This window comes from Pseudovibrio sp. SCP20 (assembly GCF_057774105.1).
Genome location: NZ_JBYMDH010000003.1, coordinates 217,388 through 239,181, shown reverse-complemented (window position 1 = coordinate 239,181; position 21,794 = coordinate 217,388). Strand labels below are relative to the sequence as shown.

Below are 21,794 nucleotides of genomic sequence, written 5' to 3'. Positions count from 1 at the left end.
TTCCCGCCGTAATCAATAGGGGAGCGAAAAAAATGTCCTACAAAGCTGAAGATCTCTGGCAAGTGTTTGAGAACCTGCGTGAGCGTGGTGTGCGGGTTCATTGCCTGACGAACTCTGTTGCGCAGAGCATTACCGCGAACATTATGTTGGCCTGTAACATTGTACCGTCCATGACAGCCGCTCATGATGAAATTCCTGCATTCGTTCAGGGTGTCGATGGGTTGCTGGTCAACCTTGGGACGTTGGATGGTAAGCGCCGGCATGGGATCCGGTTGGGGCTGGAGAATGCTGCAAAGAAATCTATCCCCGTGGTGCTGGACCCGGTTAAAGTGGATCGTACTGACATTCGCATGGAGTTTGCGAAGGACATTTTGCAGGACAACATCTCCATCCTGAAAGCGAACATGACTGAGAGCGCCGGGCTGAGCGGTGCGGTTCGTGAGGATACGCTGCTTGTGCGCACCGGAAATGAAGATGCCGTGTTTGGCCGGGAGGCAACCTACACCATCGGCAACGGTCATGCCTATATGGACAAGGTGACCGGTATCGGCTGTGCATTGGGGGGAGTACTGGCGGGTTTTGCTGCTGTTGAGCCGGATCAGGAACTTGCCGTGGTTGCGGCGCTGGCTGTCTATGGTGTATGCGGCGAGATTGCCGCAGAGCAGGCAAATGGGCCGGGAAGCTTCACTCCAGCTTTCATCGATACCCTCTATGGCTTGAAGGCTGACCAATTCAACGAGCGCCTCAAGCTCGAAACAATGAATAATAAAGGTGGGGTATTGGCCTAATGAGTGCGATTGCAGTCACAATTGCGGGCTCGGATTCAGGCGGTGGTGCTGGCGTTCAGGCAGACCTGAAAGCCTTTTCGGCTCGCGGTGTTTATGGGGCCAGTGTGATCACTGCACTGACGGCCCAAAATACCAAAGGTGTGACAGCCATTCATGATGTGCCGCCAGCATTCGTGGCGGACCAGATGGATGCTGTTTTCTCTGACCTGAAGGTGGATGCCGTGAAAATCGGCATGCTTTCACAGCCAGAGATTATCGATGTTATTGCCACAAAGCTGGCGGAATATGATGTTAAGCGCGTCATCCTTGACCCGGTGATGGTTGCAACTTCTGGTGATGTTTTGTTGCAAACCTCAGCCGTTGCGGTCCTGAAGCAGAAGCTGTTTCCCATGGCGGCGTTGATTACGCCGAATATGCAGGAAGCGGCCTTTTTGCTGGACCAGCCGGTGGCCGGATCCCGTGAAGACATGCACAGCCAAGCTTCGCTTCTGCTGGACATGGGTGCGAATGGGGTTCTGCTGAAAGGCGGACACGGATCTGATGATACCTGTGATGACCTCTTCCTCTCCCGCGATGTGGAGAGGTGGTTCACGGCGCCAAGACATAAAACGCAGAACACACATGGGACTGGCTGTACCCTGTCTTCTGCGATTGCGGCGGAACTGGCCAAGGGGCTGGCGCTGCAAGACGCCATTGGCGAAGCGAAAGAATATATTAGTCAGGCGATTAAAGCTGCAGATACGCTTGACGTAGGCGAGGGACATGGGCCTGTGCACCATTTCCACGAATTCTGGTCTGAATAAAAGGCGGAGATAATGACCAAGAACAAAGATAATAATCTGACCCGCCGACAGGCGCTGGGGCTAACTGCTGGGGCAGTTGCCGGTAGCGCTGCACTTGCTGCACCTGCTCTGGCTCAGGATGCTGAACCGGTGATCGAATGGCGCATGGTGACCAGCTGGCCGAAGAACCTGCCGGGCCCAGGAATGTCTGCGCAACGCATTTGTGATCGCATCAACATCATGAGTAATGGTCGGATGCGTGTGCGCCTGTTTGCTGCAGGTGAGCTGGTTCCGGCTTTTGAGGTGTTTGACGCTGTTTCAAGCAGCACTGCACAGATGGGCCATTCCGTTGCTTTGTACTGGGCTGGCAAGATGCCGGGCTCAGTGTTTTTTACGACCGTTCCTTTCGGTCTGCTGCCTCAGGAGCATACTGCCTGGGTGGATCAGATGGGTGGTCAGGAACTTTGGGATGAGCTTTACGCGCCGTTTGGCGTGAAGCCGTTTATGGCCGGTAATGCCGGTCCTACCATGGCGGGCTGGTATCGTGAGCCTGTTGAGACACTTGATGACCTGAAAGGTCGCAAACTGCGCATGGTTGGCCTCGGTGGTGAGATCCTGCGCAAACTTGGTGTTACCCCGGTCAACATTCCAGCTGCCGAAATCTTCACCAGCTTGCAGACCCATGTGGTGGATGGCGTTGAGTTTCTCGGACCCTGGACTGACAGTGCGCTGGGCTTCCATAAACTGGTCAAGTACTACTACGGTCCGGGCTTTAACAAGCCAAACGGTACTGGCGAAGCGATTGTGAATGCGGTTGCGCTGGAAGGTCTTTCTCCTGAGCTTCAGGCGGTGGTTGAAGAGGCTTGCCGTGTGGAGGCTGACTTGGCGCTTTCTGAAGCCAATGCACAGAATGCAGCGAGCCTGAAGGTGCTGCAGGAAGAGCATGGTGTGGAGGTGCGCGAATTCCCTGAAGAGGTTCTTACTGCCTTGAAGGAGACCAGCATTGAGGTGCTGGATATCTATACCCAGAAAGACAAAATGGCTCGCAAGATTTATGAGAGTTACATAGAAGCGCAGGGGCTTCTTGCGGATTGGAGTGCCCTTTCGCTGGGCAAAAACATCGCTGCAAGAAGCTAACCGGCTCATCAAACTACGTTTAAAAGACCCTCCACTCGGAGGGTCTTTTGTTATGTGGAAGTTTTGCCACAGAAAATGTTTCAGTTTACTTGCACGAAATACGCATAACTAAATGCATGGAGCATCTACTGCCATTGATGTTTTGTGAAGGTGGGCGGGTAAACCTTTAAAACTACCAGTGCAAGAATTTGATAATATTTGGAATTCTAGTTGTAAGAGCCGAATCAATAAGTAACTCGTAACTTGATCATGGCGCTGCTTGATTGTTTTCTTGAGAACAGAAAGTACCGTGCATGTCCAGATATCTGCCCATTACGATCGCCAGTCTCTCCACGCTGCTGATTGCCTCTGATGCCTTCGCCGGTGCTTTTGCTGTTCGTGAGCAATCTGCCTGGTTCCAAGGCCTTTCCTTTGCCGGAAATGCGACAGTCTCAAAAAGCCTTTCCAGTATGTACTGGAACCCAGCAACGATGACAGGACATGACGGCATACAGGTGGAAACCTCCCAGACCGTTGTGTTTCCTCGTGCCACGATTGATCTGGATACGGCGACCATTGATGCGCTGAATATTCCAGTCAGTGGAGTGCCTTACTCCTCAGGTGATATTGGCGTGGATGCTTGGGTGCCTGCAGGATATGGCACCTGGAAAGTGGATGAGCGCCTCACCCTTGGTGTCAGTTCCAATGCACCTTATGGTTTTGAAACCAAACCTCAAATTGAGTGGGCGGGGCAGGTCTATGCGCGGTCCTCCCGTGTGCTTTCTGTCAATATTACGCCGATGGCAGCTTATGAGCTTACCGAGAAGTTCTCCGTTGGGGTTGGTTGGCAGCTTCAATATTTGCAGGTGAGGCTGAAGTCAGCGACGGGTGTTCCACCAATTGCTGCTAACTCCCCTACAGCGGAACTGCGGGGTGAAGACTACAACCTCGGATTTGGTGCAACTGTTGGGGCTCTTTTCAAGCCGTGGGAAGGTACACAGCTTGGTATTGGCTATCGCTCGCCCATTGAACACAACCTCAAAGGTCGGCTTGTGGTCGGCGGTAATGCGCCAACACCCATTCGCGCAAACATCATCATGCCGGAGACGGTGACGGTTTCCTTCCAGCAAGAGCTGAATGAGCGCTGGCGTGGGATGGGTACGTTTGAGTGGACGCACTGGTCACGGTTTGGCACCTTCCCGGTGTTCAACCTGCAGGATCAGGTGGTTTCTGAGCTGCCGTTCCAATACAACGACGGTTACTTCATCTCGCTTGGCACGGAGTATGATTTTACCGAGAACTTCACGGGTCGGTTTGGATTGGCTTACGAGTGGTCACCGATTGATGAAGCCAACCGGACGCCTCGTCTGCCGGATGCGAACCGGTTCTGGATCAGTGCCGGGCTGAGTTATTTCTATGAGGACTGGCTGGAAGTGGATATTGGTTACTCGCACCTGTTCCCGGAAAGCGAGAGTATCAACATCAACCCGGATCATCCATTCTATGAAGGGATTACCATTCAGGGGCCGGTGAATGACACCAACGTGGATATTGTTAGTCTGGGTGCTCGTCTGAAGTTCTAAGAGCTTTGTTCGCTCATCTGGCCGCCTCCCCAGAGTGATACTTTGGGGAGGCGGTTTTGTTTTAGAATGCGCTTGGGTAGAGGCCGCCGTCGAGCAGCAGGTTCTGGCCGGTGATGTAACCAGCATGGGCGGAACACATGAAGGCGCAGGCTTTGCCGAACTCTTCAGGATTGCCGAGGCGCTTGGCTGGGATCTCTTCTGAAGACAGGCGCTTTGCTTCCTCAATGGAGATGCCGGTCTGTTCTGCCTGACGTTCAAAGCCCCCTTTCAGGCGGTCGGTGTCGAATTTGCCGGGCAGGACGTTGTTGATGGTGACGTTGTGCTGTGCGTATTGACGGCAGACGCCTGCCAGGAATGCGGTGAGGCCAGCGCGGGCGCCACTGGAAAGATCGAGGCCCTCAATCGGCATCTTCACAGACATGGAGGTGATGTTGACGATGCGGCCAAATTTGCGCTCTGCCATGCCATCAATGACGGCTTTGATCAGCTCAATCGGGGTGATCATGTTCTGGATAACACCATCCTGAATGGACTGGCGATCCAGTTCCTTGAAGTCTCGGCGCGGTGGGCCACCGTTGTTGTTGACGAGGATATCCGGGTTTGGGCAGGCGTTGAGGACGGCTTGCTGGCCTGCTGGAGAGGAGATGTCAGCAGCAACCGGAGTGACAGAGATGGAGTGCTTTGCAGACAGATCCTTGGAGATCTGATCGAGTAGTTGCTCGTTGCGTGCATTGATCACCAGATCACATCCGGCTTCTGCCAGCGCTTTTGCTGTACCCAATCCCAGGCCACGGCTGGATGCGCAGACGATGGCTTTGCGCCCCTCAATTCCCAAGTTCATTTGAATATCCCACTGAATCAATGCGTTCTGGCAGGCAGCTTACTGGCTCTGAGGAATTTGAGCCAGTGACCTTCAAGCTTAGCAAGCGAATAGAATAATCACTTGAATTGCATGGACTTGCTTTTCTATCCCCTAATAAACGGGGAGTAATGTTGCTTGAGGTTCAAGCAAGAAACTGCAAAGTTCGAGTAAATGTATCCTGTCATATTTGTTTCTTGTGAATCAATTTAAAGGAAAGAAGGTTTTCTTATTCCGGAGGCTTTGTGGTGACCGGGGATTCTACTAGCAAAAAGTACAGAAGCTTGTTTCTGTCTGATGTACATCTGGGCACGCGCGGATGTCAGGCAGATTTACTGCTGGACTTTTTAAAGCATAACGATGCTGACACGGTTTATCTTGTTGGAGATATCATCGACGGGTGGCGTCTGAAACGGTCTTGGTACTGGCCTCAACTTCACAATGACGTGGTGCAGAAGCTGTTGCGCAAAGGGCGCAAGGGCGCACGCATTGTCTACATTCCCGGCAATCATGATGAGTTCCTGCGGGACTTCTTTGGCATCCACTTTGGCGGGGTGGAGGTCGTGGATCAGTTCATCCACGAAGGAGCCAACGGCAAGAAATATTTGGTTATTCATGGCGATCAGTTTGACGTGGTGGTGCGTCACGCCAAGTGGCTCGCATTCCTTGGGGACTGGGCCTATGTGACAGCGTTGAACCTGAACACGGTGCTGAATTACTGTCGCCGCAAGCTGGGGCTGACATATTGGAGTTTGTCTGCCTGGGCGAAGCTGAAGGTGAAGAATGCGGTCAACTTCATCGGCAAGTTTGAGGAGACGCTGGTTTCCGAAGCACAGCGGCAGAAGGTGGATGGGGTGATCTGTGGTCACATTCACCATGCGGCGGATCACGAGACCAACGGCATTCATTACATCAATACGGGTGACTGGGTGGAAAGCTGCACCGCTGTTGCCGAGAACTTTGACGGAACCTTTGAGTTGATCCGTTGGGGGGATGGCAAGCGGGCTGCTACTGAGCCTTCGAGGGAGAGTTCCGGCAGTCGGGTGGCGGCATGAGTTCGATCCTGATTGTCACCGATGCGTGGAAGCCTCAGATCAACGGTGTTGTGCGGACGCTGGAGCGGTTGGCTGTTGAGTTGCGGCGCATGGGAATTCGCGTTGAGTTTCTGACACCGCAGTCGTTTCACAGTGTGCCGATGCCATCTTACGGCGAGATCCGGCTGAGCCTGACGCTGCCTCATATCGTGCGTGGGTTTATCGAGAAGTACGACTGCGATCATCTGCATATCGCGACTGAGGGGCCGCTTGGGTTGATGGCACGGCAGGTGGCGAAGCGGGATGGGCGGGTTTTTACCACGAGCTATCACACGCGTTTTCCTGAGTATTTGCAGGCGCGCTATCCGGTGCCGTTGTCCTTCAGCTACTCGTGGCTGCGCCGGTTCCACAACAGTGGGCAGGGATGCATGGTGGCGACGGGGACGTTGGAAGCAGATTTGCGGATGCGGGGATTTGAGAACCTGCTGCGGTGGTCGCGTGGGGTGGATCATCAGCGGTTCCGGCCTTTACGGACCGCGCGGCTGGATCATCTGCCAGGGCCGCGGTTTCTTTATGTGGGACGTGTGGCGGTTGAGAAGAATATTGAGGCGTTTCTTCAACTGGCTTTGCCGGGCACCAAGGTGGTTGTTGGTGGCGGGCCGCAGCTGGAGGAGTTGAGGCTGGCGTATCCTGAGGTGCTGTTTACAGGGCCTGTTGAGGGGGATGAGCTGGTTGAGTATTACGCCAATGCGGATGTGTTTGTGTTCCCCAGCCTGACGGATACGTTTGGCAATGTGTTGCTGGAGGCGATTGCCTGTGGGACGCCGGTTGCGGCGTTTCCTGTGATGGGGCCGATTGACGTGATCGGGAACAGCGGGGCCGGGGTGCTGAAGAATGATCTTCAGGCAGCGGCATTAGAGGCGCTGGAGATTTCCCGTGACCACTGCCGGGATGTTGCTCTGCGGTTTACATGGCGAGCGAGTGCTGAGCAGTTTCTCGCCAATGCTGAGCATGCGTATGATCCGGCGATGCCTGCCGGGTTTCGGCAGGGTGCTGGAGCAGGTCAGGGATCTGTCGGAAATCACCTGAATGGTTGAGCGGATCTCCTTGGGGGTGTTTCAGATTAAGATCAGCCTGCGTAATTTTGCGTGTTATAGATAGCCTCATATTGCAGTTATCGAGGTTCTTATGGTTTTAGATGTTTCCAGTCCCGTTGAACTCACCGTTTCCGAAATTGAAAAAGCTAAAACACGGCTGCAGGGCTATGCCAGTCTGACACCGCTTTTGAACTTTCCGGTGTTGGATGAGCGGGTGAATGGCCGCGTTTTCATCAAAGCGGAAAACCTGCAAAGAACCGGAAGCTTCAAGTTTCGTGGAGCGTTCAATCGGCTTTCTCTTATTCCGGAGGATAAGCGGCCTGCGGGTGTTGTGGCCTGTTCTTCCGGCAACCATGCACAAGGTGTGGCTGCTGCGGCCAAGATCCTGGGTTTCCCGGCCACTATCGTGATGCCGAAAGATGCGCCGGAACTGAAGATCCAGCGCACCAAGGCGCTTGGGGCTGAGGTGGTGCTTTATGATCGGGAAATGGAAGATCGTGAGGCGATTGCCCAAGGCATTTGTGAGGAGCGTGGTGCGACGTTCATTCATCCTTACAACGACAGCGGCGTGATTGTTGGGCAAGGGACCACGGGTCTTGAGATTGCCGAGCAGTGTGAAGTGCTGGGCGTGACGCCTGATCTGGTGATCAGCTGTACGGGTGGCGGTGGCCTCACCAGCGGTATTGCGTTGGCGTTGGAGGAGAAGCTGCCTGAGGTTCAGATCTATACAGCGGAGCCAGACGGGTTTGATGATTACGCACGCTCTTTAGAGGCTGGTGAGCGGGTGAGTAATCCGGCGCTGGGTGGCTCTGTATGTGATGCGGTGCTGACTGAAACGCCGGGTGATAAAGGCTTTTCCGTTTTGAGCCGACGTCATGCCAAAGGTTTGAGCGTGAGCGATGAGGAAGCGCTGAATGCGGTTGCCTTTGCTTACTTTGAGCTGAAGCTGGTTGTGGAGCCGGGTGCTGCTGTTGCGCTTGCCTCTGTGCTTTCCAAGAAGATTGATATTACCGGGAAGACCGCGGTCATCACCATTTCCGGCGGTAATGTAGACCCTGCTGTTTTTGCAACTGCACTGAAGCAGTATTCTGCTGAGACAGTTCCGGCCTAAGAAAAAAGCCGTTTGCGCGGGATAAGGCGCAAACGGCTTTTAAAAACTTCGGTGTCTCGTTTCTGATCAGGAGAACAGGGCGAGGCGCTCACCTGTTGAGAGGTGGTGCAGCGGGTCTGAGTTGCTGCTGCGCGGTGCTGTCAGAGGCGGAGACTCTCCCTCGATCTCAATCGGGTTCTCTTCCTCTTCCACCTTTGCTTCTGCTGCCAGTGGTGCACTGTCATTTGCTGGCACTGTGCTTTCAGTCGCGATCAGATCATCTTCTTCTTCATCATCAAGAACCGCGACTTCAGAAGTTTCGACCACTTCCGGCTCGTCTGCCATATCGTCGAGCTCAACAACTTCAGCCGCTTCCTCTTCCAGCTCAGCTTTGGCTTCCTGAAAGGGGGCTTCTGCGCGTGCCTCGGTGGCAAACTGGACGACATTCTCATTGAGAGATTCTTCAGAGGAGGCCGGTGTTGTGTCGAACATGGCATCGATGTCTGCCTGATCCACGCCTTCGCCATCCATCTGAGGGCCGTTGAGCAGGTGCGCATCCGGGCGTTTGTCGATGTGACGGTCGTCTTCGTCATGCGGATCATCAAGGTTGATGTTCGGACGCTCTTCGTCTGTCAGGTCTACACCCCAGATGCGGATCATCTTGCTGATGCGGCCTTCAAGGTAATGAAGGGCTTTGACCACTTTGTTGATGCGCTGGCCGGTGAGGTCCTGGAAGGAACAGGCCATGAGAATTTCCATGGCCATTTCTTCAATGGCATCGCATGGCGCATCTTCAGCGCCGGATGCGCGCAGTTTGTCCACCAGATCCTGAATCGCTTCAGATGATTCCAGAATGACCTGGGTTGCGCTTTCCGTGGATGTGACGATTGCATCCAGCTCGTCAGAGGCTGCTGAAAAGCGGTTATTGTCGGCGTTCTCAAGCTTGATCTTGGAGATCTCGTCTTTGGTCCGCTCGATCGCCTCATACATTTCATAGGTGTGCAGGCGATAGCTTTCCATCTCTGATGGAAGTTCGCGCTCAACCAATGTTTTCTCAAGTCTTCTCACAGCTTCCAGAAGGTCTGCTGTCTCGACTGATCTGTTTAAGGTGAGGTGATCGTGAAGGAAAGCGCGACCTCTTTCTGTCTCAGAGAGTGCGCTTTTGATGGCATCAAATTCCTCGGGGCTCAAAAGGACCTTTCGGTTGTTGCCAGCCATAAGTGGCTCCTTCATAACTAACTAAGAATATACTACAAGTTTATATAACAGATCCTACGGCTAATAATTGGTTTACATTGATTTGGATAGTCCCTATTAGCACAAGTAATAGGAGTATCCCTTCCCATCCTTATTTGTGGGTACTCTCCACCCCCATTTGTAGTGTTTTCCAATGACTATGCCCAGAAGCAGTTCCCCTTTAGGGAAAGCCCATAATCTATTCTGGATCGCCACAGGCGTTAGTGGTCTGTTTGCGGCGTTCAATTTTGCGAACGCATTCTTTCTTGCGTACTTTCCTCTTTTTCTCGAGGATATTAACTTCACTCCTGTGCAGATCGCATTTGCGATTGCCTTGCCGAACATCGTCCGGATTTTTGCAACTCCGGTGATGACGAGCATCTCTGACCGGGCGGGCCGCAGACGTCATTCCATGGCGCTGTTCAGCGTGATTGCGCTGATCTCGTTCTGGGTCATGATCTACTCCAGTGACTACTGGGTGGTCATCGGCCTCGTAATTTTCCTTTCCATTTTCTACACGCCTATTCAGCCGTTGCAGGATGCATACGCATATGAAACCGTGCACACGCTTGGCCTCAATTACGGGCCGATGCGGTCGTGGGGCTCCATTGCGTTTGTGGTCGCCACGCTGATTGGTGGTTGGTATCTGTCCTTTGGTGAGCCTGCAGAGCTGTTGTTCCTGACTGTCGGCGCGCTTGGCGTGCTGGCGTTGACATCTGTTTTGCTGCCGGGCATGCCATCTGAAAGCCGCAGCTCCACCAAGGAAAGCATCTGGAAAGCGGAAGAGCTTCGTGATCCGCAGTTTCTATTGGTGGTGCTGGCTGGTGGTTTGTTACTGGGCAGCTTCTCGGCGCTTTATGCCTTTGCCAGTATCTTCTGGCTGTCCGTTGGCATTAGCGATGCCATGGTCGGCGGCTTGTGGGCGCTTGGTACGCTGGCAGAGATTGGTATCTTCGTGTGGGGCTCGTTCTTCATGCGCCACCTTGGTGCGTGGGGCCTGATGGTGACGGGTGGTGTGGCGAGCATCATTCGCTGGTTGCTGTTCCCGTATGCCACTGAAACCTGGTCTGCCGTGCTGTTGCAGCTGCTGCATGCTGGAAGCTTCGGCATGGTGTTCCTGGGGCTTGTTGCCTACACGTCCAAGCTGGTTTCCAGCAAACGCCTTGGCACTGCGCAAGGGCTTTCTCAGACTGCCTTTGGTGTGGTGATGGGCGTGAGCGGCATTGCCAGTGGCTGGCTCTACGAGATTGAGCAGGCCTACGCCTTCTATCTGATGGCAAGTATCTGTGTTGCCGGTGTGGTGACACTGATGTTTGTGACAAAGCGCGTATAAATGAAAAAGGCGGCCTCTGAGAGAGCCGCCTTTTCTTGTTCTTAACCCCAGAGCTGCGGGGAAGGAGGGTGCATCAGGTTGCCCTCAAACTGGATCGCATGATCGCGGTCCTTTGCGAGCAGCAGTGGTCCATCCAGATCTACAAAGTCAGCGTTTTGCGCCAGCAGCATGGCTGGTGCCATGGCGAGAGACGTGGCGAGCATGCAGCCAACCATGATGACGTAGTCCATCTCTTCTGCCTTGCGCAGCAGCTTCAGGCCTTCTGTCAGGCCGCCAGTCTTGTCGATCTTGATATTGATCGCCGAGTAGCGATCGCGCAGACTTTCCAGATCTTTTGAGGTGTGTAGGCTTTCATCTGCACAGATTGGGATGAGATGTTCCACCTCTGCCAGAACAGCGTCTTTGCCTGCGGGTAGCGGTTGTTCCACCAGACCAACACCAGCCTGCTGACAGGCTTTGATGTTGGCTTCCAGATTGCTTTCCGACCAGCCTTCGTTGGCGTCCACAATGAGCTTGCTGTTTGGCGCTGCCTGTCTGACAGCTGCGATGCGTTCCACATCCCCATCACCAGCAAGCTTGACCTTGAGGAGCGGGCGGCATGCTGCTTTTGCTGCATCCTCTGCCATCTTCTCAGGTGTGCCAACGGAGATGGTGTAGGCGGTTTCCAGAATGTGCTGAGACTTGATGCCGACCAGTTCAGCTACAGTGGTGCTCTGGCGCTTCGCTGTCAGATCCCAGAGGGCGCAATCCACTGCGTTGCGGGCAGCGCCTGCCGGGATGAGGCTTTGCAGCTCTTCGATGGAGACGCCAGCTTCAATAGCAGCGCGGGCGGCCTCAATCTGCGCGGTGACGCTTTCAACGCTCTCGCCATAACGGGGATATGGTACGCACTCGCCACGTCCGGTGAGGCCATCCTGAGTGAGGCTGGCGGTGACAACGTTCACCTCGGTTCGGGAACCGCGGGCAATGGTAAAGCTTCCCGCAATTGGGAATGTTTCAGCTTCAATAGATAGGCGACAGGTCAAACCAGTTTAAACTCCGCGCAAATATGATCAATGATTGGATCGGTCCCGAAGCGGACAGGATCAGTTGCGGGCAGTTTATGCTCTTCACTCAGCTCTTCAATCAGGTTTTTTGCATGATTCTCAGAAAGCATCATGGTGTTGATGGCAAGGCCGACACAGCGGATGTCCGGGTTTGTCAGGCGGCCAAACTGTACGTTCAGGTCGATGATTTTCTGAATGGATGGGATTGGTGTTGAGACGCCGCGCATGGTGGAGCGGGTTGGCTCATGGCAAACCACAAAGGCATCTGGCTGAGAACCGTGGAGCAGACCCAGAGAGACGCCTGCAAAGGATGGATGTAACAGGGAGCCCTGACCTTCGATCACATCCCAGTGGTCGTCTTTGGTGGCTGGGCTGATGTATTCCGCGGCGCCAGAGATGAAGTCTGAAATAACAGAGTCGATGGCGATGCCGCGCTCGGCGATGAGGATGCCGGTCTGGCCGGTGGCGCAGAAGTCTGAGCTGACGTTGCGTTCTGCCAGGCCACGCTGGAGGGCGATTGCGCTGTATTTTTTGCCAACAGAACAGTCTGTACCAACGGTGAGCAAACGTTTGCCAGATCGCTTCTCGCCTTTGCCAGTTGGGAAGGTGAGGTCGGTGAAGCGCAGATCATGGAGTTTGCGGTTGTTCTTTGCGGCGGCTTCGGCAATGGCCGGGATGCTTCCGAGCTGAATATGCAGGCCTGCTGCAATGTCGAGGCCATTGTTGAGCGCATCAACGATGGTGGCGATCCAATGATCTGGCAGAACACCGCCTGCATTCACGCAGCCAATCACCATGGTTTTGGCGCCAGCTTCAGATGCTTCGGTCAGGCTCATTTCAGGAAGGCTGGTGTGGGCTTTGCAGCCGGGAAGTGTAATTTGACCCAGACACCACTCCGGTCGCCAATCAAGTACGCCATGCGCAGTTTTTGCTGCGAGCTCGTCTTTTACGTCCCCAAGAAATAATAGATATGGCTTAGAAATAGACATTATTTTATCCGTTGTACTTGTGGCTGAATGAGGATTACTAGACGACACACTACAGAAACCTGTATAGGATCAATAGGATTTTTGGATTATAGGGCGCAGGGTCCCGAGATGAAGCTGAGTGATAAATTTGATGCGCCGGACCTGGTAACTGCTGAAGACGGGGCGTTACTTTTGCTTACGGCTTCCGGTGCCTGGGGCATCCGGCAAGGGGCCACTTGCGAAAATCTCATCAATCAGGTGGCGGCGTCTCTCACTCACTCTGTAATTTGCGTGGATTTAAAGGCGGTTAGTTTTCTCGATACCGCTGGTGCCTGGCTGCTGCAGCGGTTCCAGATGGAGCAGGCGGAGCAGGGTCGGGAGGTCAAGTTCCTTTATGAAGACGAGCGGTTCGACATCCTGCTGAAAGAGGTTGACCGGCAAGAAGTCGACAATCCAACCGAAGAACACTCTGGTAACTCTTTCCTCAATTACCTCGAAGCTGTGGGCGAAGCGACTCGCCAGCTGGGGCGTGATACGCGCGATATTCTGGCCATGCTTGGTAGCCTGACAGCGACGATTACGGCTGCTGCGACCCATCCAAGCCGGTTGCGGCCTATCTCCATCGGCGTGCAGTTTCAGCGCTCCTGTATGGGAGCGGTTCCAATTGTGTGCCTGATGAGCTTTCTGATCGGTGGCATCATCGCGCAGCAGGGCGGGTTTTATCTGAAGCAGTTTGGGGCAGAGATCTTTGTGGTGGATCTCTCCGGTATTCTGGTGCTGCGTGAGATTGGCGTTATTCTGACGGCGATCATGGTGGCTGGCCGGTCTGGTTCTGCTTATACGGCTGAGCTGGGGTCCATGAAGATGCAGGAAGAGATTGATGCGCTTCAGGTGACCGGTTTGCGGGTGACGGAAGTACTGATCCTGCCGCGTCTGGTGGCGTTGATGATTGCTCTGCCGATCCTTGTGTTTCTGGCGAATATCGCGGCTTTGTTCGGTGCCGGGCTGACTTGCTGGTGGTATCTGGGCATTGTGCCTCATTCCTTTATTGCACAACTGCAGGCTGCTGTTACTGTTGATACACTGATGGTCGGCATTGTGAAGGCGCCTTTTATGGCGCTGATCATCGGGCTTATTGCGTGCATGGAAGGTATGAAGGTTGAGGGCTCATCGGAGTCGCTTGGGCGTCATACGACTGTTTCTGTTGTGAAATCTATTTTTATGGTCATCGTGGTGGATGGAGTTTTTGCTGTGTTCTTCGCGTCTATTGGGTTTTAACCAGTATGGGACAAGGGCAAACAGGGCCGATGAACGGATCAGGCTCGGGTCACCAAGCTGCTGATGATCGGGAAGTGCTGCTTCGGGTTCGGGATATTACCGTTGGCTTTGGCAATAAGCTTATTCTGGAGAACCTGAATCTTGATGTGTACCGCGGCGAAGTGCTTGGCTTTGTTGGCGCGTCCGGTATGGGTAAGTCTGTGCTCATGCGTGCTGTGCTGGGGCTGACACGGCGGCGGTCCGGTACCATTGAGGTGTTTGGGCAGGACTTTGATGAAGCTACGGATTCCATGCGCCGCGAAATTGAGCAGCGCTGGGGGGTGTTGTTTCAGCAGGGGGCGTTGTTTTCCTCGCTGACGGTGAAGCAGAACGTGCAGGTGCCGATGCGTGAGCATCTGAAGCTTTCTCCGCGGCTGCGGGATGAGCTGGCACTGCTGAAGATTGAGATGGTTGGGTTGCCTCTGGATGCGGCAGACAAGCTGCCTTCCGAGCTTTCCGGCGGTATGATCAAGAGGGCTGCGCTGGCGCGATCGCTGTCGCTGGATCCTGATCTTTTGTTTTTAGATGAGCCCACTTCCGGTCTGGATCCGATCGGGGCGGCTGATTTTGATGATCTTATTGTAAAACTGAAAGAAACTCTGGGACTTACGGTTTACATGGTCACCCATGATCTGGATAGTCTTCATAGTATTTGTGATCGTATTGCCGTGCTGGGTGAACGCAGGGTTTTGGTTGAAGGAACCATTGAGGATATGATGCAGGTGGAGCACCCTTGGGTTAAGTCCTATTTCCGTGGGGCGCGTGCCCTCAATCGGGTGTGAGGAGGATGCATGGAAACCCGCGCAAATAATATCGCTATCGGTGCATTCGTTCTAACTGTTGTTGGCATCGCCTTTCTGTTTACATTCTGGCTCTTGAGCGCGGGTGATCGCTCGAGCCGTCGTGACATCAAGATTATCTTTCCCGGTGCTGTGACTGGCCTGCCGATTGGTGGTCAGGTGCTGTTTAACGGTATCAAAATCGGTGACGTGAGTGCGCTCACGTATGATGCTGAAAACCCGAAGCTTGTTGTGGCGACTGTGCGTGTTGATGCCAATGCTCCGCTGCGCCGCGACACGGTTGCTTCTCTTGGGTTTACGGGTTTGACGGGCGTTGCCTATGTGGATCTTTCCGGCGGGTCATCGGAGTCTCCGCCGCTGTTCTCCAAAGCGACTGATACTGTTCCGGTGATGTATGCGCGCAGGTCTCAGTTTGAGGATTTGCTGGAAGGGGCCAAAGACATCATGCGTAAGGCGGATTCCACGCTGACGCATATTGATGAGCTGGTGATGAATGCCCAACCGGATGTGCAGAAAACCATTCAGAACGTTGAGGTCTTTACGCAGGCGCTGGCCAACAATGCCAAGGGCGTGGATGACTTCCTTTCTGGCGTGACTGAGACCAGTAAGGCGCTGACCAGGCTTTCTGGCAAGATCGGTAATCTGGTGGACCGTGGGGATGACCTGCTGGCGAATGTGCCGCCGGACAAGCTGGGCCAGATCGTCACCAATGTGGAGAGCATGACCAACAAGCTGTCAGCTTCTACAGATGGTGTTGGTGAGATCATCGCTAATGGCAAGCTGGCCTCTGATCAGCTGGTGAACTTCACCACAGAGCTGAATGATGAGCTTGAGCAGCTGGAGAAGGTAATTGCTGCGGTCAAGCCTGAGGAAGTCGGGCGCATTTTGAAAGGCGCCTCGGATCTGGGCGGTGTGCTGACGGAGCGTCGTGGGGACATTAACACCATGCTGTCCTCTGCTTCTGTTGTTGCTGAGAATGCGCGTGAGCTGACTGTTGAGCTGACCAAGAACAAGGAAGCGATCGACCGCATTGTGAAGAATGCAGAGACAGCTTCTAACGAGATTGTGCTGACCACTCAAAACGCCAACCGTATTTTGAGCATGGTGAAGTCTGATCAGGTCAGCAACATTGTGACCTCGGTTGAGAAGGTGACCAAGACACTTTCTGACAAGGATCAGGTGATCGCGAAAGCCATTGAGGATGCGGGTGCTGCAACGGCCAACATTCGTGAGGTGAGCAACACCATTGCCGGGCGCAACAAAGAGATCGACAGCGTGATTGTTTCTGCGCGCGAGGTTGGAACCAACCTGAGTGCCGCGTCTGATCAGCTGAGCGAAACCATGGACAACGCCAATACGCTGATCTCCAACACCAATGGTATTGTGGAAGCGATTGATCCGGCCAAGGTCTCCAACATTGTGGCTTCGGCTGACAAGGTTGCGACGACACTGGCTGAAAAGACACCAGAGCTTTCCAAGGCGATTGATGAGATCGGCAATGCTGCCAAGTCCGTCAACGACATGACAACGGAACTGAAGAAGAAGGTTCCTGACGTTGATAAGGTGATTGATCAGGCGAAGAACATTGCCACAAATCTGAATGCAGCTTCTGTGCGCGTGAACACCATTTTGGAGAAAGTGGACGGCATGGTTTCTGCTGATGGACAGGGCTTCATCAAGGAGGCAACTGATGCAGCGGCTTCCATTCGCAAGGTTGCAGACGCTTTTGCTAAGCGGGCAGAGCCAATTTCGCTGGCCCTGTTGAAATTGAGCCAGCAAGGCGGACAGGACTTTACTGCGGCAATGCAGCAGTTAAACCAGACACTTATTGAAATTCGACGGGCCGTGAATAATTTTGACCGCAACCCAAATCGTGTGATTTTTGGCGGATCGGACACACCTGTATTTAATGGGGCGCAGCGGCGTTGAGTTTTTGGAAATGTTTGACAAAACTATAGGGAAGCGACTCGAAAACCCACGGGTTGCCTATGGCAGTAAGCTGGAGCTCGGCGTGTTCGGTTCGACACTTAAAAAATTGGTTGTTGGTGCCGTTCTGTTGGGTGGTCTGGCAGGGTGTGGGGCAAGTGGCCCAGAAGCCCTGTATGGTTTGACTGCGCCGCGCGATGTTCCTGTCAAAGTGAGAGCTTCCGACTATCAGGTGCTTGTTGCAACGCCGGTTGCTTTGCAGGCGCTGGATACGAGCAATATTGCGGTGACACAGGGCGGTGGTCCGATTTACTCGTACTTCCCGAAAGTGGCGTGGACTGACACGCTGCCTCGCGTCTTCCAGGCAAAGCTTGTTGAGACGCTGGAGAACACTGGCAAGCTGCGTGGTGTTTCCCAACCGGGGCAGGGCCTTCTGATCGACTACCAGCTGCAAACCACTCTGCGGGCTTTTGAGCTGCAGGTAGACGGTGGTGACAAGGCGTATGTGGAAGTGGCCGCTCGCATCGTGGATGATCGTGACGGACGGTCCATCGGCATGCGCGTGTTCGCAGCAAGTGTTCCGACAACGGATGATACCGTTACTGATGCCATTCCGGCGCTGAATGCGGCCTCAGATAATGTGCTTTCTCAGATCGCCAGCTGGTCCGTTAACACCGTTGGACGCATTCCTCGCTCCAAGGCGGCTGCCAAGCGTGCTGAGCTGAATACTCAGGAAACCGCTGGCAACAGACAGGTTGCTGCTGTTGCACCAGCGATGACTGAGGCAGCGAAGGGCAACTAAGTGGAGTTTTGAATGTAGTAGTCCTAAAACTCTTCTATAGGTGGACCGCCAGCGATCAGTAGCCACTTCTCGTCAGTTGTTTTTTGGTAAAGTTGTGCTTTCCCCCAACCTATTTGGGGTGAATACTTTAGAGCGCAAGTTATGCATAAATTGCCCCATGGAGCGTTAGATGAAAAGGTTGCGGGGCCATCAATCATGTAAATCTCATCCTGCATTGGCCGGGAGCACACATCACAGTTTTCAATATCTCCACACCAATGGATGTTCGGCCACTTGTGCTCCTCGGACTGAGCAATCGCCTCATAGTGTTGCTTGGCTCTGAAGTAGGTAGTCATTACAGTTAAGGCCTGTCGTCTGGTGCGCCTAGAAAAAGCGGAGATGCAATTGCGATTTTATTGATATCATCAACGCTCTTTATGTTTAGTATTCCAGCAGTTTTTATCGTTCCGCTACTAAGCATCGAAAATGAAGTCGATGTTGTTATCCATCTTGGGTTGATTAAGCAAACAAGTTTCCAGCCATCATATTTTCGATATATGATACTTTCTTCTTTACTCCATGAATCTTCAGGATCAAGATCTCTAGATATCTTTTTACTTCTAAAAATAACTTCTGATGAATACCAGTATGAACCAACTTCTAGCTCCTCAAATTTGGTTGTAGAGCGCAAAATATTTGCATACAAAGCTTCGTCATTAAGAACTTTTGTGTATGTAGACATTAAGCGTCCTGCTTGGAAGCCTAAATCCCGGAATGATTGAGCATTGCTAAGTTCGATTTGAGGTAAATAGATTGAGTTTACAACGGCGTACATATCTACACGTGGTACATTAATGTACGATAAGTAATGAAATTTTGGTCGTTGAGCTAGTACCTTTCCCAATGATGCTTCAATCCAAGCATAGTGTCGTTCGCGCAGTTGTAAAAGATACTCTTCTGTAAATTTACGAGGTTGTTGATCTACCTCTGAATGGCATGTCTTGCACAAAAGAATTAGGTTTGTAGCTTTTGCAAGTGCTTTGTCTTCGCTCCCTGACTGTCCTCTTGGGCCTAAGGGTGATGCGGCAATTATATGGGCATCGTCTCCTAATCGCGCCCTCTCGTAAAATTCGTTTTCGGCAAAAATCTCACAGCGACATTTGTTACAGCGTCCGCCTGACTTTCCTATAATAAATCTTCGATCGGCTTCTGAGGTTCTTTTTCTGGATCTCTCCATATTATACAATCCTTGATTGCTTTTTTGGTAAGTTGAATATTTCGATTAAAATATCTAGTAGTAACCGTGATTAATATTATAATAATAAATTTATTCTCAAAATTGATACTTAAATAAGGAGCTATATTACATTGATGAAATTTTATTAACTTATTTAATGTTAATGCATGTAAAATATGTATGCTAGAGAGTTGTTACAATTTTTGAGGAAACTCGTAAAAGATCTATATTGTCTAGAGCTAGGTGAAGATGAGATGTACGTGAGGCAAGTTCACGGAAGTAGGTATTCTGTTTTCGTTATGGCTTTTCCTTTTTCCGCTACCTAGACTTGTTTAAAGACCAGTATCGACGAAGAGGGCATAGAGCCAGCGCGTGGCTGGCTGGGTGTCAGCTTACTATGCGGAGGTTTCTTCCTTCTTGGTTTGCCCGGACAGAACGAACTGCAAAACCAGATCATCCCGTCGTTTGGCAAGGTCTTGCATGGTTGTGTTTTCCAGCGAGGTTTTCACGCCATCTTCGAGGGTGTCGACCACTTCTGGCGTGATCTGCGGGGTGCCAAGGTCATCCCACCAGCTTTGGAATGGCCCACCAAGATGATCGCAGAAGGAACGGATACCGCCTTCACCTCCACCGAGATGTAAGAGCGTGTTTGGCCCCATCGCTGCCCAACGGAGGCCAGGGCCGTACGCAACGGCTTTGTCGATGTCCTCAACGCTGGCAACGCCTTCCATTGCCAGATGGATGGTCTCACGCCAGATTGCGGCTTGCAGGCGGTTTGCGATGTGTCCGGGGACTTCTTTGTTGAGGCGGACGCAGACTTTGCCAATGCTCTCGTAGAAGTCTTTAGCTGACTGGAGCACGTCTGCATCTGTCTTCTCGTTGTCCATCAGCTCCACTAATGGAATGAGGTGTGGTGGGTTGAAGGGGTGGGCGAGGATAAAGCGTGCTGGGTTGTTAAACCCTGCCTGCATATCGGAGAGCTTCAAGCCTGAAGTTGAGCTGCCTATGATGACCTCTGGCTTCAGGTGCGGTTCAATCTGCTGGTAGAGCCCGTGTTTGATCTCAAGACGCTCTGGTACGCTTTCCTGAATGAAGTCAGCATCTGACACAGCTGCTACCGGATCGTTCGTAAACTTCAGCTTAGACGTATCGCCTGCATGTTCCCATCCAAGGGCAGCGAGCGTTTCTGAAGCGTTCTTTATCAGAGTGGTGACCCGGTCTTCCGTTTCCGGAGAGGGATCGTAAACGGTGACCTGCCGACCCGTGGCCGCGAACAGCGCTGCCCAGCTCATTCCAATTGTTCCGGCCCCGAGAATTGCAATGTTTGGGTACTTCATGTCAGCTTTTCCTGTTGTTGCCCGAATTGAATGAGCTGCTCAGTCTGGCGCAGAGATTGCACTACACACCAGTGCAGGTAAGCAGAACTACTATGATGTTGTTTTCTGGGTCAATTTGGCAATTTGGAGGAAGGTTACGAGCAGCTCTCCGAACAGCAAAGTTGAAGGCAAACGACACTGCCAGCAAAAAAGGCTCCTGAGAGTTTCAGGAACCTTTTTAGATTTCTAAGGCTTGCTTGCAGATCGACTTCCAACGTACAGGTCAAAAAAGATGGTGATGTGATCGGTGGAACGGTAAAGACGGCAGAAGTTACCTCCGTACTGCCTAGACTGCTTTGTTATCACTCTCACATTCGCTGGTTTTAATCATCTAATCTTATCAGTGACGCAGTACTGGTTGCCTTTTAGTTCCGCGTTGTATGTGCGTAGACTTTCTGGTGCTTCAACCTCGATACAAAGCTGGAACTGCTTAGCAGAGAGCTTTTTATAAATGACTTGAGATGCATATCCTGTGAGCAAATTAGGATTACGTGCGCAGCTCATAGGATCTAACTCTTCTGGAAGGTCTTTATTGCGGGTGGCCTTGCAAAACGTGATACCCTTTTGAAGCTGATTGATATCAGAGATACGTAGTTGATCTCTGCGTTCCAATTGCCCTTGCATTGGTCCGCCAACGGTCCAGAATGATAAGGCCAGCACAAGTGTTGCCAGCCCACTTGGTATCCAAGTTGCAAATAAGCTGCCTAGTCTGCTGATATTTTCCTGAAGTTGTCGACCCTGATAAAAGTACTGGATGACTACGAGTGAGAGGAGTGCGACTGCGCTAGATTTAGCAATAAAGCGGGCTGTCAGATCTCCATCAAGGAAACGGTAGATCAGATAAATGGCGTCGCAGAGTAGTGTCATTGCAGCTGCAAAAATCGCAATGGCGGTGAGCCAGCGTCTGACACTGCTATACTTGCTTGCTGGATTTGCGCTGCTGTCACGCTCATCTTTGAGATGGAGCCAGAGGAAAACTGGAGTAAAAATAATCAATGCAGCCATAGACCAGCGAAGGCTGCGTAGGCCACTGCGGGAAAAACTATCTCCAACCTCTGGTATCCAGAGAGTAATCAGCCCAAGCAGCAAAATCAAAGTGTTGCCAATGACCATCCCAAAGGCTGCGAAGAGAAGCGCGTAGAAGACTGCATCCCATGCTGAAGTAGAGCGCTGTGGTTGAGGAACTGCCCCAATCGTTTCATCATAGGACCAGCTTTTCAGAGCTGTGTCTATCTCAATAGCAGTCCAGTCTGACGGGCTCAGGCTTGTACGGATGTCTTCCTTGGAGAAGCCCTTGTTTAGCGCATCACGCACGAACTCGGAGAGTGAAGCGGGGATTTGCATCTGAAAATCCTTTGAAAATCAATAGTAAAGTAGGCGTGTGCCTGAGTTTGGAATTTTCAATTTTGTCTGGGTAATACGCCT

The 21,794-nt window shown here is 52.5% G+C and carries 19 protein-coding genes; 12 read left to right on the top strand and 7 right to left on the bottom strand.

Features of this window, described 5'->3' with window-relative positions; genetic code table 11:
• Window positions 1–32 precede the first annotated feature (32 nt).
• The 4 genes from AC3CB2_RS13745 (at window position 33) to AC3CB2_RS13730 (ending at window position 4,269) form a co-directional block, all read left to right on the top strand.
• Complete coding sequence (locus AC3CB2_RS13745) at window positions 33–788, top strand: hydroxyethylthiazole kinase (RefSeq protein WP_008547425.1); 756 nt, start codon at window positions 33–35, stop codon at window positions 786–788.
• Window positions 788–1,591: a bifunctional hydroxymethylpyrimidine kinase/phosphomethylpyrimidine kinase gene (thiD, locus tag AC3CB2_RS13740; RefSeq protein WP_352933359.1), complete on the top strand. Its 804-nt coding sequence runs from the start codon at window positions 788–790 to the stop codon at window positions 1,589–1,591. Before AC3CB2_RS13745 ends, thiD begins: the two co-directional genes overlap by 1 nt.
• Before the next feature lie 12 nt (window positions 1,592–1,603).
• The gene (locus tag AC3CB2_RS13735; protein WP_352933357.1) at window positions 1,604–2,707 is read left to right on the top strand and encodes a TRAP transporter substrate-binding protein; all 1,104 of its coding nucleotides are present in this window, start codon (window positions 1,604–1,606) and stop codon (window positions 2,705–2,707) included.
• 293 nt (window positions 2,708–3,000) lie between these two features.
• Window positions 3,001–4,269 (top strand): OmpP1/FadL family transporter, encoded by a 1,269-nt coding sequence (locus AC3CB2_RS13730; RefSeq protein ID WP_352933355.1) that lies wholly within the window; start codon window positions 3,001–3,003, stop codon window positions 4,267–4,269.
• A 61-nt stretch (window positions 4,270–4,330) separates the two neighbouring features.
• Here AC3CB2_RS13730 and AC3CB2_RS13725 read toward each other — a convergent pair whose 3' ends face one another.
• Entirely contained in the window at window positions 4,331–5,110 is a 780-nt protein-coding gene (locus tag AC3CB2_RS13725) for an SDR family oxidoreductase (protein ID WP_352933353.1), read from the bottom strand.
• Window positions 5,111–5,376: 266 nt separating this feature from the next.
• Here AC3CB2_RS13725 and AC3CB2_RS13720 point away from each other — a divergent pair, with 266 nt between their 5' ends.
• The 3 genes from AC3CB2_RS13720 to AC3CB2_RS13710 all read left to right on the top strand — a co-directional run bounded on the left by AC3CB2_RS13720 (window position 5,377) and on the right by AC3CB2_RS13710 (window position 8,370).
• Window positions 5,377–6,183: a UDP-2,3-diacylglucosamine diphosphatase gene (locus tag AC3CB2_RS13720; protein ID WP_164845249.1), complete on the top strand. Its 807-nt coding sequence runs from the start codon at window positions 5,377–5,379 to the stop codon at window positions 6,181–6,183.
• On the top strand, window positions 6,180–7,259 hold the full coding sequence (locus AC3CB2_RS13715; protein ID WP_352933351.1) for a glycosyltransferase family 4 protein: 1,080 nt from the start codon (window positions 6,180–6,182) through the stop codon (window positions 7,257–7,259). The genes AC3CB2_RS13720 and AC3CB2_RS13715 overlap by 4 nt, the downstream gene beginning before the upstream one ends.
• 91 nt (window positions 7,260–7,350) lie before the next feature.
• Complete coding sequence (locus AC3CB2_RS13710) at window positions 7,351–8,370, top strand: threonine ammonia-lyase (RefSeq protein ID WP_352933349.1); 1,020 nt, start codon at window positions 7,351–7,353, stop codon at window positions 8,368–8,370.
• Window positions 8,371–8,436: 66 nt separating this feature from the next.
• Here the strand turns inward: AC3CB2_RS13710 and AC3CB2_RS13705 are convergent, their stop codons facing one another.
• A complete protein-coding gene (locus AC3CB2_RS13705; RefSeq protein ID WP_352933346.1) occupies window positions 8,437–9,567 on the bottom strand; it encodes a protein phosphatase CheZ in 1,131 nt (376 codons plus the stop codon).
• A 172-nt stretch (window positions 9,568–9,739) separates the two neighbouring features.
• Between AC3CB2_RS13705 and AC3CB2_RS13700 the strand changes: the two genes are divergently transcribed.
• Window positions 9,740–10,918: an MFS transporter gene (locus tag AC3CB2_RS13700; protein WP_208608817.1), complete on the top strand. Its 1,179-nt coding sequence runs from the start codon at window positions 9,740–9,742 to the stop codon at window positions 10,916–10,918.
• A gap of 41 nt (window positions 10,919–10,959) precedes the next feature.
• Here AC3CB2_RS13700 and dgcA read toward each other — a convergent pair whose 3' ends face one another.
• Both dgcA and dgcN read right to left on the bottom strand, forming a co-directional pair.
• Window positions 10,960–11,943 carry an N-acetyl-D-Glu racemase DgcA gene (gene dgcA, locus AC3CB2_RS13695; RefSeq protein WP_352933344.1) on the bottom strand — a complete coding sequence of 328 codons (984 nt, stop codon included), beginning with the start codon at window positions 11,941–11,943 and terminating at the stop codon, window positions 10,960–10,962.
• A complete protein-coding gene (gene dgcN, locus AC3CB2_RS13690; RefSeq protein ID WP_352933341.1) occupies window positions 11,940–12,953 on the bottom strand; it encodes an N-acetyltransferase DgcN in 1,014 nt (337 codons plus the stop codon). The genes dgcA and dgcN overlap by 4 nt, the downstream gene beginning before the upstream one ends.
• Window positions 12,954–13,061: 108 nt before the next feature.
• Here dgcN and AC3CB2_RS13685 point away from each other — a divergent pair, with 108 nt between their 5' ends.
• From AC3CB2_RS13685 to AC3CB2_RS13670, 4 genes are read left to right on the top strand one after another with little or no spacing between them, the layout of a single operon-like run.
• Window positions 13,062–14,210, top strand: coding sequence for an ABC transporter permease (locus AC3CB2_RS13685; RefSeq protein WP_008547818.1), 1,149 nt, complete (start codon window positions 13,062–13,064; stop codon window positions 14,208–14,210).
• Between the two features lie 29 nt (window positions 14,211–14,239).
• Entirely contained in the window at window positions 14,240–15,031 is a 792-nt protein-coding gene (locus AC3CB2_RS13680) for an ABC transporter ATP-binding protein (protein WP_008547435.1), read from the top strand.
• 9 nt (window positions 15,032–15,040) lie between these two features.
• Entirely contained in the window at window positions 15,041–16,978 is a 1,938-nt protein-coding gene (locus AC3CB2_RS13675; protein WP_352933338.1) for an MlaD family protein, read from the top strand.
• A gap of 10 nt (window positions 16,979–16,988) precedes the next feature.
• Window positions 16,989–17,777: an ABC-type transport auxiliary lipoprotein family protein gene (locus AC3CB2_RS13670; protein WP_352933336.1), complete on the top strand. Its 789-nt coding sequence runs from the start codon at window positions 16,989–16,991 to the stop codon at window positions 17,775–17,777.
• A gap of 340 nt (window positions 17,778–18,117) precedes the next feature.
• On the opposite strand, the gene AC3CB2_RS13665 is transcribed toward AC3CB2_RS13670, so the two are convergent.
• The 3 genes from AC3CB2_RS13665 to AC3CB2_RS13655 all read right to left on the bottom strand — a co-directional run bounded on the left by AC3CB2_RS13665 (window position 18,118) and on the right by AC3CB2_RS13655 (window position 21,713).
• A complete protein-coding gene (locus AC3CB2_RS13665; protein ID WP_352933333.1) occupies window positions 18,118–18,993 on the bottom strand; it encodes an HNH endonuclease in 876 nt (291 codons plus the stop codon).
• A gap of 395 nt (window positions 18,994–19,388) precedes the next feature.
• Entirely contained in the window at window positions 19,389–20,330 is a 942-nt protein-coding gene (locus tag AC3CB2_RS13660) for a 3-hydroxyacyl-CoA dehydrogenase family protein (RefSeq protein WP_352933331.1), read from the bottom strand.
• A 366-nt stretch (window positions 20,331–20,696) separates the two neighbouring features.
• On the bottom strand, window positions 20,697–21,713 hold the full coding sequence (locus tag AC3CB2_RS13655) for a DUF5671 domain-containing protein (protein ID WP_352933329.1): 1,017 nt from the start codon (window positions 21,711–21,713) through the stop codon (window positions 20,697–20,699).
• Window positions 21,714–21,794 lie beyond the last annotated feature (81 nt).

Excerpts from the sequence above, each read along its gene's own strand:
- AC3CB2_RS13705 (WP_352933346.1), bottom strand. The coding sequence starts at position 9,567 with ATGGCTGGCAACAACCGAAAGGTCCTTTTGAGCCCCGAGGAATTTGAT.
- AC3CB2_RS13745 (WP_008547425.1), top strand. The coding sequence starts at position 33 with ATGTCCTACAAAGCTGAAGATCTCTGGCAAGTGTTTGAGAACCTGCGT.
- AC3CB2_RS13665 (WP_352933333.1), bottom strand. The coding sequence starts at position 18,993 with ATGGAGAGATCCAGAAAAAGAACCTCAGAAGCCGATCGAAGATTTATT.
- AC3CB2_RS13680 (WP_008547435.1), top strand. The coding sequence starts at position 14,240 with ATGAACGGATCAGGCTCGGGTCACCAAGCTGCTGATGATCGGGAAGTG.
- AC3CB2_RS13725 (WP_352933353.1), bottom strand. The coding sequence starts at position 5,110 with ATGAACTTGGGAATTGAGGGGCGCAAAGCCATCGTCTGCGCATCCAGC.
- AC3CB2_RS13730 (WP_352933355.1), top strand. The coding sequence starts at position 3,001 with ATGTCCAGATATCTGCCCATTACGATCGCCAGTCTCTCCACGCTGCTG.
- dgcN (WP_352933341.1), bottom strand. The coding sequence starts at position 12,953 with ATGTCTATTTCTAAGCCATATCTATTATTTCTTGGGGACGTAAAAGAC.
- AC3CB2_RS13675 (WP_352933338.1), top strand. The coding sequence starts at position 15,041 with ATGGAAACCCGCGCAAATAATATCGCTATCGGTGCATTCGTTCTAACT.
- AC3CB2_RS13670 (WP_352933336.1), top strand. The coding sequence starts at position 16,989 with ATGTTTGACAAAACTATAGGGAAGCGACTCGAAAACCCACGGGTTGCC.
- AC3CB2_RS13735 (WP_352933357.1), top strand. The coding sequence starts at position 1,604 with ATGACCAAGAACAAAGATAATAATCTGACCCGCCGACAGGCGCTGGGG.
- AC3CB2_RS13715 (WP_352933351.1), top strand. The coding sequence starts at position 6,180 with ATGAGTTCGATCCTGATTGTCACCGATGCGTGGAAGCCTCAGATCAAC.
- thiD (WP_352933359.1), top strand. The coding sequence starts at position 788 with ATGAGTGCGATTGCAGTCACAATTGCGGGCTCGGATTCAGGCGGTGGT.
- AC3CB2_RS13710 (WP_352933349.1), top strand. The coding sequence starts at position 7,351 with ATGGTTTTAGATGTTTCCAGTCCCGTTGAACTCACCGTTTCCGAAATT.
- AC3CB2_RS13685 (WP_008547818.1), top strand. The coding sequence starts at position 13,062 with ATGAAGCTGAGTGATAAATTTGATGCGCCGGACCTGGTAACTGCTGAA.
- AC3CB2_RS13660 (WP_352933331.1), bottom strand. The coding sequence starts at position 20,330 with ATGAAGTACCCAAACATTGCAATTCTCGGGGCCGGAACAATTGGAATG.
- AC3CB2_RS13700 (WP_208608817.1), top strand. The coding sequence starts at position 9,740 with ATGACTATGCCCAGAAGCAGTTCCCCTTTAGGGAAAGCCCATAATCTA.
- AC3CB2_RS13655 (WP_352933329.1), bottom strand. The coding sequence starts at position 21,713 with ATGCAAATCCCCGCTTCACTCTCCGAGTTCGTGCGTGATGCGCTAAAC.